Raw genomic sequence first — 8,065 nt, forward strand, 5'->3', positions numbered from 1 at the left:
GCCGGGTGGCCGACGGCACCGTGCTGGCCGAGCCGTGCACCCCGGAGTACGTGCGGGCCGCGGTCGAGCAGATCGCCGCCAGCGGGCCGCACGCGATCGTCACCTACAACGTGGGCTCGGTGCACGACGTGGCGCAGACCGCGCTCGACGAGGCCCGGCCGGGGCTGGCCTGGATCGGCGAGCCGGACTGGGAGCCGCACCTGCGGCCGCTGCCGTTCGCGGCCGAGCTCGCGGCGCTGCGTGCCCGGTGCGCGTCGCCGCAGGAGTTCGCCTCCCGGCTGCCCGACGCCTGGGTGGCCCGGCTCGCGCTGGCCGGGACCCCGGCACAGGTGCGGGCGCGGCTCGACGAGCTGGGTGCGGCCGGGGTCACGACCAGCGTGTTCATCCCGGCCGCGGCCGACCCGACGGCCGGGCTGGAGCAGCTGGCCCGGGTGCTCTGAGCGGGCCGACCAGCGTCGTGCGCGCGGCACCCCGGCTCACCGGCACGGCCAGCACCTCGCCCGGTCAGCCCCGCAGCGGTTCGGCCAGCAGGCGTTCGAGCGGCAGGATCGCGGCACCGACGGCGACCGTGTCGCCACCGAACGTCGACTCGACCAGCTCGAACTGCGCACCGGGCCGGTCCAGGCAGCTCTCCCGCACGGCGGCCTCGATGCGGGGCGCGAGGGCCTGCATCAGCCGGATGCCCACCCAGCCACCGACCACCACCCGCTGCGGGTTCGTGAGGTTGACGAGGTTCGCGAGCGCGAGCCCCAGCGCCGACACGACGTCGTCGACCACCCACCGGGCGTCCGCGTCACCGGCAGCCGCGGCGTCCAGCAGCTGACCGACGGCCCGCCACCCCGTGCCGTCGAACTGCCCGCCGCGCGCGGCCCAGGCGTCGAGCATGCCGCGCGCGCCGACGTACGCCTCGACGCAACCGCGACCGCCGCAGCTGCACGGCCGCCCGCCGCGCTCGATCTTGGTGTGCCCCCACTCACCGGCACTGCTGTGCGACCCGGCCTGCAACCGGCCGCCCTGGACCAGCCCGACGCCGACCCCGCGACCCAGCAGGGCGACGACGGCATGGTCGACACCCCGTGCGGCGCCGAACCACAGCTCGGCCCGGGCCTGCGTCTTGGCGCCGTTGTCGGCGTGGACGGGTACGTCGGTCCGGAGCAGGTCGCTGATCGGCACCGGCGCCCAGCCGAGGTTCTGGGCGTAGAGGGTCTGGGCCCCGGACTCGTCGGTCTCGACGATGCCGGGCATCGCGAGCCCGACGCCGAGCACGCGGTCCCACACCTCGGCGTGCCGCTCGCGCAGGGCGCCGACGGCCTGGGCGAGGTCGCGGGCGAGCTTCTCGGGGGTCTCCTGCGCGTGGCCGCCCCGGAACTCCTTGTCGACGGCGGTCATGGACAGGTCGAACAGCTCGACGGCCACCCCCCGCTCACCGATGTCGGCGCCGATGGTGAAGGCACCCTCGGCCCGGGGGGCGAGCAGCGCGATGGGACGCCCGCCCTCCGAGGCGACCTGACCGGTCTCGACGACGAGCCCCTCGGCGATGAGGTCGGCCACCAGGTTGGCGGCGCTGGCCGCCGAGAGCTGGCAGGTCCGGGCGATCTCGGCGCGGGTCGTCTGCGGGTGGAGGATGACGTGCCGGAGCACCCGCGTGCGGTTGCGCAGCCGCAGCGAGGTGACGGTGCCCGCGTCGCGGGCCGGTCGGGTCGGCTCAGCCGTCATGGGCGCGGGTCGCCGGTGCGGACCAGGCGCAGCAGCGTGGCCGGTCGGCGCGCCGTCGCGCGCAACCCCCGGTCGCTCGGCTCCAGGTCGATGGCGTCCTTCTCTCCCTCACACGTCACGGCGGTGTAGGCCCGCACGTCCGGCACGGCGTCGAGCTCGTACTCGAGCCAGTCACCCGGGTCCAGCCGGACGGCCAGCTCCTCTCCGGGAGTGTAGGGACGCCCGTCGTTCTGCTCGAACGGGTTGTCCGGGTGCTCGCCGTCGTGCGCCCACACGAGCGCGACGGCGTCGTCGGCCCGCAGCACGGGGTGCTCGGTGCTGCGGGCGGTCCGGTGCGACTGCCCGGGCCCGCGGAACCCGAAACCCCAGGCGGGCAGCACGGCGGGCTTCCGGCCGAGGACGGCGCGCACGACGTCGGGCCGGTGCGAGGCGCGCTCGTACGGCAGGGCGTCGAGCAGGTCCTCCAGGACGCGCCAGGCCTGGTCGGGTCCCAGCCGTGGGGTGCCGTCGGCGCTGGCGAGGAACGCGTCCCAGCCGTCGGGCGCGGGGACCGAGACGGGTGAGGTGCGGGTCTCGACCTTCTTCCAGGTCCACAGGTTCCAGCCGATCTCGTGGCGCTCGTAGAGCCGGGCCGCGGTGTAGAGCCACTCGAGGGTGTTCTCGCCCCCCTCGCCCATGTAGAGCGGCAGGCCGAGCTCGTCGCGCACCGTGAGGAAGCGTTCGATGCCGGCGAGGTCGGGGGCGGACCAGTACCGGTGGAACTGGATGCACGAGTTGGGGTCCCACACCCGGTCGAAGATGTCGACGTTGGTCGCCCAGTGCGTGCCCTCGTAGACGAGCAGGTGATCGGGGTCGACCCGGCGGATCGCGGCGGTGAGGTCCTGGTAGAGGTGCGCGAGGTCATCGGCGTAGGTGTGCTGCCACTGGTTGGGCAGCGGCTCGTTGAGCAGGTCGTAGCCGAGCACGGCCGGTTCGTGGGCGTACCGGGTCGCCAGGTCGGTCCACAGCCGCAGCGTGAGCGCGCGGTACCGGGCGTCCATGAACAGCTCGGGCAGCCCGCGCGGCGAGTCGTCGATGTTGGTGCCGGTCTGCCCGCCGGGTGCGCCGTGCAGGTCGAGCAGCACCCGCAGCCCCGACTCGGCCGCCCAGCCGATGACCCGGTCGAGCAGCCGGTACCCCTCCTCGACCGGGTCACCCGCCGCGTCCTGGACGATGCGGGCGTTGATCGGCACCCGGAGGTGGTCGAACCCTGCGGCGGCGACGGCGGCCACGTCGGCCCGGGTGACGAAGGCGTCCCGGTACCGGGTCCAGAACTGCCGGCCGCGCACCGGCCCGACGAGCCGCGTGACGAGCGCCTCGATCTGCCGAGGGGACGAGGCGTGGTCGCCGAGCCGCCACATGTAGCCCTCGGGCAGCAGCCAGCCACCGAGCGCCACGCCCCGCAGCCGCACCTGCCCGGCGCCGTCGACGAGCCGGCCGTCGCGCGCCTGCACGAAGGTGGCGGGCGGGCTGGTGCGGGTGCTGGTCACGGACGTCTCCTGGTTCACCGGTGCGTTCACTTCAGGCCCGAGAGGGTGAAGCCCTGGACGATGTGCCGCTGGAACACGACGAAGACGACGAGCACCGGCACCACCATGAGCGCGGCGGCCGCCATCTGCAGCGACGGGTTGGTCGCGACCTGCTGGTTGAGCAGCGCGATCCCGACCGACAGCGTGTAGAGGTTCTGGTCGCTCGCGACGACCAGCGGCCACAGGAAGCTGTTCCACCCGGTGATGAAGGTGAGCACCACCTGGACGGCGAGGATCGGCCGGCTCATCGGCAGCACGATCTGGGCGAACACCCGCAGCTCACCGGCGCCGTCGATGCGTGCGGCCTCGAGGACCTCGGTGGGGATGGTCGTCATGAACTGCCGGAACAGGAACACCCCGAAGGCGCTCACCAACGTCGGCAGCGCGATCCCGACCAGGGTGTTGGTGAGCCCGATCCCGTTGAGGATGAGGAAGGTCGGGATCATTGTGACCTGGACCGGGATCATCATGGTCGCGAGCACGAGGAAGAACACGACCTCCTTGCCGCGGAACTCGAACTTGGCGAACCCGTACCCGGCCATCGCCATGAGCACGAGCCCGACCATGGAGATGAGCACGACGGCGAGCGTGTTCACCAGGTACCGGCCGAAGTCCAGCTCGGAGAACAGCTGGCCGAGGTACTCGAACGTGACGTGCCGCGGCAGCACGTGCGGCGGGTAGGCCAGCGACTCGCTGCGTGGTTTGACGGCGGACAGGATCATCCAGGCGAACGGGAACGCCGTCGCCACCGCCCCGAGCGTCACGAGGGCGCCGACGACGAGGGTGCTGCGCGCCGGGCGCCGGGAGCTCCGGGCGGCCGCACGCCGCACGGGCGCCGGGGCGGGGCGCGGGGCCTCAGAGGTCTGCATCGGTCCTCCTGGTCCGCAGCTGGACGACCGTGACCGCCGCGATGATGACGAACAGCACGACGGACCCCGCCGAGGCGTAACCGAACCGGGCGCCGGAGAAGCCCTCCTGGAACAGGAAGAGGGACACGCTCGTCGACGCCCCCAGCGGTCCGCCCTTGGTGAGCACGAACGCCTCGTCGAAGAACTGCAGCCACGCGATGACGGTGGTGACAGTGACGAAGAAGATCGCGAACCGCAGCAGCGGCAGCACGATCGACCAGGTGGTGCGCAGCCGGGAGGCGCCGTCGAGCGCGGCCGCCTCGAGGTACTCGCGCGGCACCCCCTGCAGGGCGGCCAGGAAGATGATGATGTTGAGCCCGGTGCCCCGCCAGATGGCCACGGCGGCGACCGAGTACTTGACCACCGCGGGGCTCGACAGCCACGGCACGGGTGGCAGGCCGACGAGCGAGAGCAGGTAGTTGAACAGCCCGAACTGGCTGTTGTAGAGGTACCCCCAGACCAGCGCGATCGCGACGATGCCGGTGATGGCGGGCAGGAAGTAGAACGACCGCAGCGCCCGGAAGAACCTGTTGTCGGTGTGGTTGAGCGCGAGCGCCGCGACCAGCGAGACGATGACGACCGACGGCACCCCGAGCAGCACGTAGAACGCGGTGTTGCGCAACGCCTGCCAGAACGACGGGTCGGCGAACAACGCCTGGTAGTTCGCGGCGCCGATGAACGAGACCCGCGACAGGTCGCCCAGCCCCGCGGCGTCCATGTCCGTCATGCTCACGACGAGCGCCACCACGATCGGCAGCACACCGAACAGGACGAGCAGCAGGCTCGCGGGGCCCACCAGCAGGTAGGGCGTGGCACGGGCTCTCATGGGGTTCCTTCCGGGGCGTCCCGACGGCGGCACGGGCGGGGGCAGCGCACCGCCGCCGGGACGGTCCAGGGGGCTCAGTTGACCGACTGGCCCTTGGTGGCGGACTCGAGCGTGGCGATGGCCGCGCTCTTGTCGGTCCCCTGCAGCGCGATCGAGTTGAGCGCGTCGAGCAGGGCCTTGCCGGTGGCGCCGTCCCAGTTCGGGACGAGCGGGAGGATCTTGGCGCTCGCCAGGGACGCGGCGTACACCTTGACCAGCGGGTCGGAGGTGAGACTGGGGTCGGACAGCGCCTCGGTGACGGTCGGCAGGTCGCCGTTGATCGTGTACCAGGACAGCTGGGTGTCCTTCTGGGCGAGGAAGTCCAGCAGCTTCAACGCGGCCGTCTGGTGCGCGGACTTGCCCCAGACCCCGAGGTTCGAACCGGCGAGCAGCGCGGTACTGGTGCTGGCCTTGGGCAGCTGCGCCACCGCCCACTTGCCGTCGAGGTCGGGGGCGGACTGCTTGATCGCGGCGGCCAGGTAGGGGCCGGAGACGACCATCGGGGTGCTGCCGGACACGAAGCCCTGGGTCTGGTCGAAGTCGGAGGCGGTGGGGACGGAGCCGTCCGCGTACAGACCCGTGTACAGGTCGACGGCCTTGCTGAAGGCGTCGGTGCCGAAGTCGACGGCGCCGGACGGGTCGACGATGTCCCCGCCGTAGGCCCAGGTCATCTGGACCGGCAGGGCGCTGTCCCACTGCGGGATGTAGTAGCCGTACTGGCCGCTGCCGCGCCCGGCGAGCTTCTTGGCGTCGGCCCGCAGCTGGTCCCAGGTGGCGGGCGGCTCGCTGATGCCCGCCGCGCTGAGGAGGTCGGTCCGGTAGAACAGCACGCGCGTGTCGGAAATCCACGGGACGGAGACGACCTTGCCGCCCACGGCGGTGGCGTTCCCGGCGATGCCGGGCAGGAACCGGCTGGCCGCCAGGTTCGGGTAGCCGGCGAGGGTCGCGTCGTCGAGCGGCAGCAGGGCGCCGGTGTCGGCGAAGGTGCGCAGCTTGGACAGGCCGATCTGGACGACGTCGGGCCCCTGCCCGGAGGCGACGGCCGTGGTCATCTTCTGGTCGATGGAGTCCCACGGGATGGCGACGGTCGTGACCTTGATCCCGGTCTGGGTGGTGAACGGGGCGACGAGCTGGTCGAAGTTCTTCGCGCTGTCGCCCATCACCCAGACGGTGAGCGGACCGGTGTCGGCGCCGCCGCTCGAGCTGGCGCCGCTGGGGGTGCTCGACGAGCAGCCGGCCAGGGCGAGGGCGGAAAGGACGGCGACGGGCAGCAGCGCTCGTCGCAGGGGAAGGCGTGTCATGGAGGTTCCCTTTCGCGTGGGTGCGCCGTTGCGCCACACCTGCGGGCGGCGAGCGGGTCTCGCCGGTTCCGGACGGTCACGTCGCCGGCACGTCACCTCGAGCCGGGGTGGTGACGACCGCGCCGCACTTAATACACGTCTTACTCTAAGGCGCACGATAAGAGCGCGCAAGACCCCCGGGCCCCGCAGCGCACGGGGCCAGACCGGCTACCTGTCCCCCGTGCCGCGCTGGACGCCCGGGCCGCTAGCATTCCCCGCGGTGGACGTCCGCGGACCGCGGGTCCTCCTGGGTGGGGTCGAGGTGGCCAGGTCCGGCGGCACGGGCTCCTGGCGACGAACCGCACCCGGGCACACCGGGTCCGCGCACACGGGCGCGGGCCAAGCCACCAGCCGACGCGAAGAACGAGGTCACCGTGACCCTGGCCGTGTGGATCTTCGGCGACCTGCCACGCCGGCAGGCGGCCGGCCCGTCGTACATGGTCGAGTCCTGGCAGCGTGAGCTCACCAGGCTCGGGATGCGACCGCGGACCTTCACCCCGGCCGCCCCCGGTCACCCCGCCACGCGCACCGCCGACGCGGTCACCTTCCGGTCGCTGCGGCACATCGGCTACCCCGGTGACCACCACGCCCGGTACTCGGCCGTGGCCCAGCTGGCGCGGACCCACCGGGAGCTGCCGGACGTCGTCGTGGTCTCCACGCTGGGCCGGGTCGGCGTGCTCGGGCTGATCATCGCCTCGGCCCGGCGCGTGCCACTCGTCATGGTGGTCTCCACCGACACCACCGGGGCGACCGCCTACTACAACGCGGCGCGCGCACTCGCCTCCGGCGGGGTCAAGCCGCTGGTCCTGAGCATGGCGTCGCGGCGGGCGCGCGTCGCCTTCCGCCGCCGCCCGGCCTGCGAGGAGGACCGGGCCGACTGGCGACGGCAGGTCGTCGCGCGGACCACCGCGGCGCTGCACGCCGATGCGGCCGAGATCGTGCTGCTGTCGACCAAGGGGCTCGCGACCTACGGGCGGCTCAACGCCGAGGCCGGGCTCACCGTCGTCCCGGCGGGTGTCGACCGGCTGCCCGAGCGCGCCGGGGCGCCGGCCGGTCCGGTGTGGCCCGACGGCGCGCTGCGCGTGCTCTACGTCGGACGCCTCGCTCCGGAGAAGAACCTGTCGCTGCTGGTCCAGGCGCTGCGGCTGGCCGTCGACGACGGGCTGGACGTGCACCTCGCACTCGTCGGGGAGGGGCCCTCGCGCGCGCAGCTGCTCGCCGAGGCCGACCGGCTCGGGGTGGGCGACCGACTCAGCGTGGCCGGGCCGTACCCGCGCGTCGACCTCGGCGCCGTCTACGCCCCGGCCGACGTGTTCGCCTTCCCGTCCGTCGTCGACACCCAGGCGTTCGTCCTCAACGAGGCCGCCCACGAGGGTCTGCCGCTGCTCGTCTCGGACACGGCGAACGGTGTGGTGGCGGACGAGGTCTCGGCGCTCGTCGTGCCGCCGGAACCGGCCCGGTACGCCGCGGCCCTGGCTCGTCTGACCGACCCGCAGCTGCGCGCCCGGCTCGGGGCGGCCGCACGTGAGCGGGCCGTCCAGGTGCCACCGTCCCCGCCGCGGTCACCGAGCCGGGTGTCGTCCTGGTCTCGGGCCGGCTGCTCGCGGAGATCTCCCGCTCGCTGCCGGACAAGCCCGTCGACGTCTCGCCCGACGGCACCAAGGTCGT

6 protein-coding genes and 2 pseudogenes are annotated in these 8,065 nt (G+C 73.1%); 3 read left to right on the plus strand and 5 right to left on the minus strand.

Annotated features, from left to right (window positions below):
• Positions 1 to 440: LLM class oxidoreductase (locus F2B26_RS12875; protein ID WP_159810000.1), on the plus strand; the 440-nt coding region annotated here is incomplete at its 5' end.
• A gap of 64 nt (positions 441 to 504) precedes the next feature.
• Here the strand turns inward: F2B26_RS12875 and F2B26_RS12880 are convergent.
• From F2B26_RS12880 to F2B26_RS12900, 5 genes are all read right to left on the minus strand, one after another.
• Positions 505 to 1,716 (minus strand): ROK family transcriptional regulator, encoded by a 1,212-nt coding sequence (locus F2B26_RS12880; RefSeq protein WP_159810002.1) that lies wholly within the window; start codon positions 1,714 to 1,716, stop codon positions 505 to 507.
• On the minus strand, positions 1,713 to 3,245 hold the full coding sequence (locus tag F2B26_RS12885; RefSeq protein ID WP_235929660.1) for a glycoside hydrolase family 5 protein: 1,533 nt from the start codon (positions 3,243 to 3,245) through the stop codon (positions 1,713 to 1,715). The genes F2B26_RS12880 and F2B26_RS12885 overlap by 4 nt, the downstream gene beginning before the upstream one ends.
• Positions 3,246 to 3,271: 26 nt before the next feature.
• Positions 3,272 to 4,153 carry a carbohydrate ABC transporter permease gene (locus tag F2B26_RS12890; RefSeq protein ID WP_159810004.1) on the minus strand — a complete coding sequence of 294 codons (882 nt, stop codon included), beginning with the start codon at positions 4,151 to 4,153 and terminating at the stop codon, positions 3,272 to 3,274.
• A complete protein-coding gene (locus F2B26_RS12895) occupies positions 4,140 to 5,018 on the minus strand; it encodes a carbohydrate ABC transporter permease (RefSeq protein ID WP_159810006.1) in 879 nt (292 codons plus the stop codon). The genes F2B26_RS12890 and F2B26_RS12895 overlap by 14 nt, the downstream gene beginning before the upstream one ends.
• A 74-nt stretch (positions 5,019 to 5,092) precedes the next feature.
• Positions 5,093 to 6,358 carry an extracellular solute-binding protein gene (locus F2B26_RS12900; RefSeq protein ID WP_159810008.1) on the minus strand — a complete coding sequence of 422 codons (1,266 nt, stop codon included), beginning with the start codon at positions 6,356 to 6,358 and terminating at the stop codon, positions 5,093 to 5,095.
• A gap of 851 nt (positions 6,359 to 7,209) precedes the next feature.
• On the opposite strand from F2B26_RS12900, the pseudogene F2B26_RS17480 reads away from it, so the two are divergent.
• Both F2B26_RS17480 and F2B26_RS12905 read left to right on the plus strand, forming a co-directional pair.
• Positions 7,210 to 7,869: pseudogene (locus F2B26_RS17480) on the plus strand (glycosyltransferase); the annotation flags it as partial.
• A gap of 77 nt (positions 7,870 to 7,946) precedes the next feature.
• Positions 7,947 to 8,065 (plus strand): annotated as a pseudogene (locus F2B26_RS12905) (DNA polymerase III subunit beta); the annotation flags it as partial.

Origin of the sequence: Cellulomonas citrea (genome assembly GCF_009829685.1) — a bacterium.
Classification (GTDB): Bacteria; Actinomycetota; Actinomycetes; order Actinomycetales; family Cellulomonadaceae; genus Cellulomonas; species Cellulomonas citrea.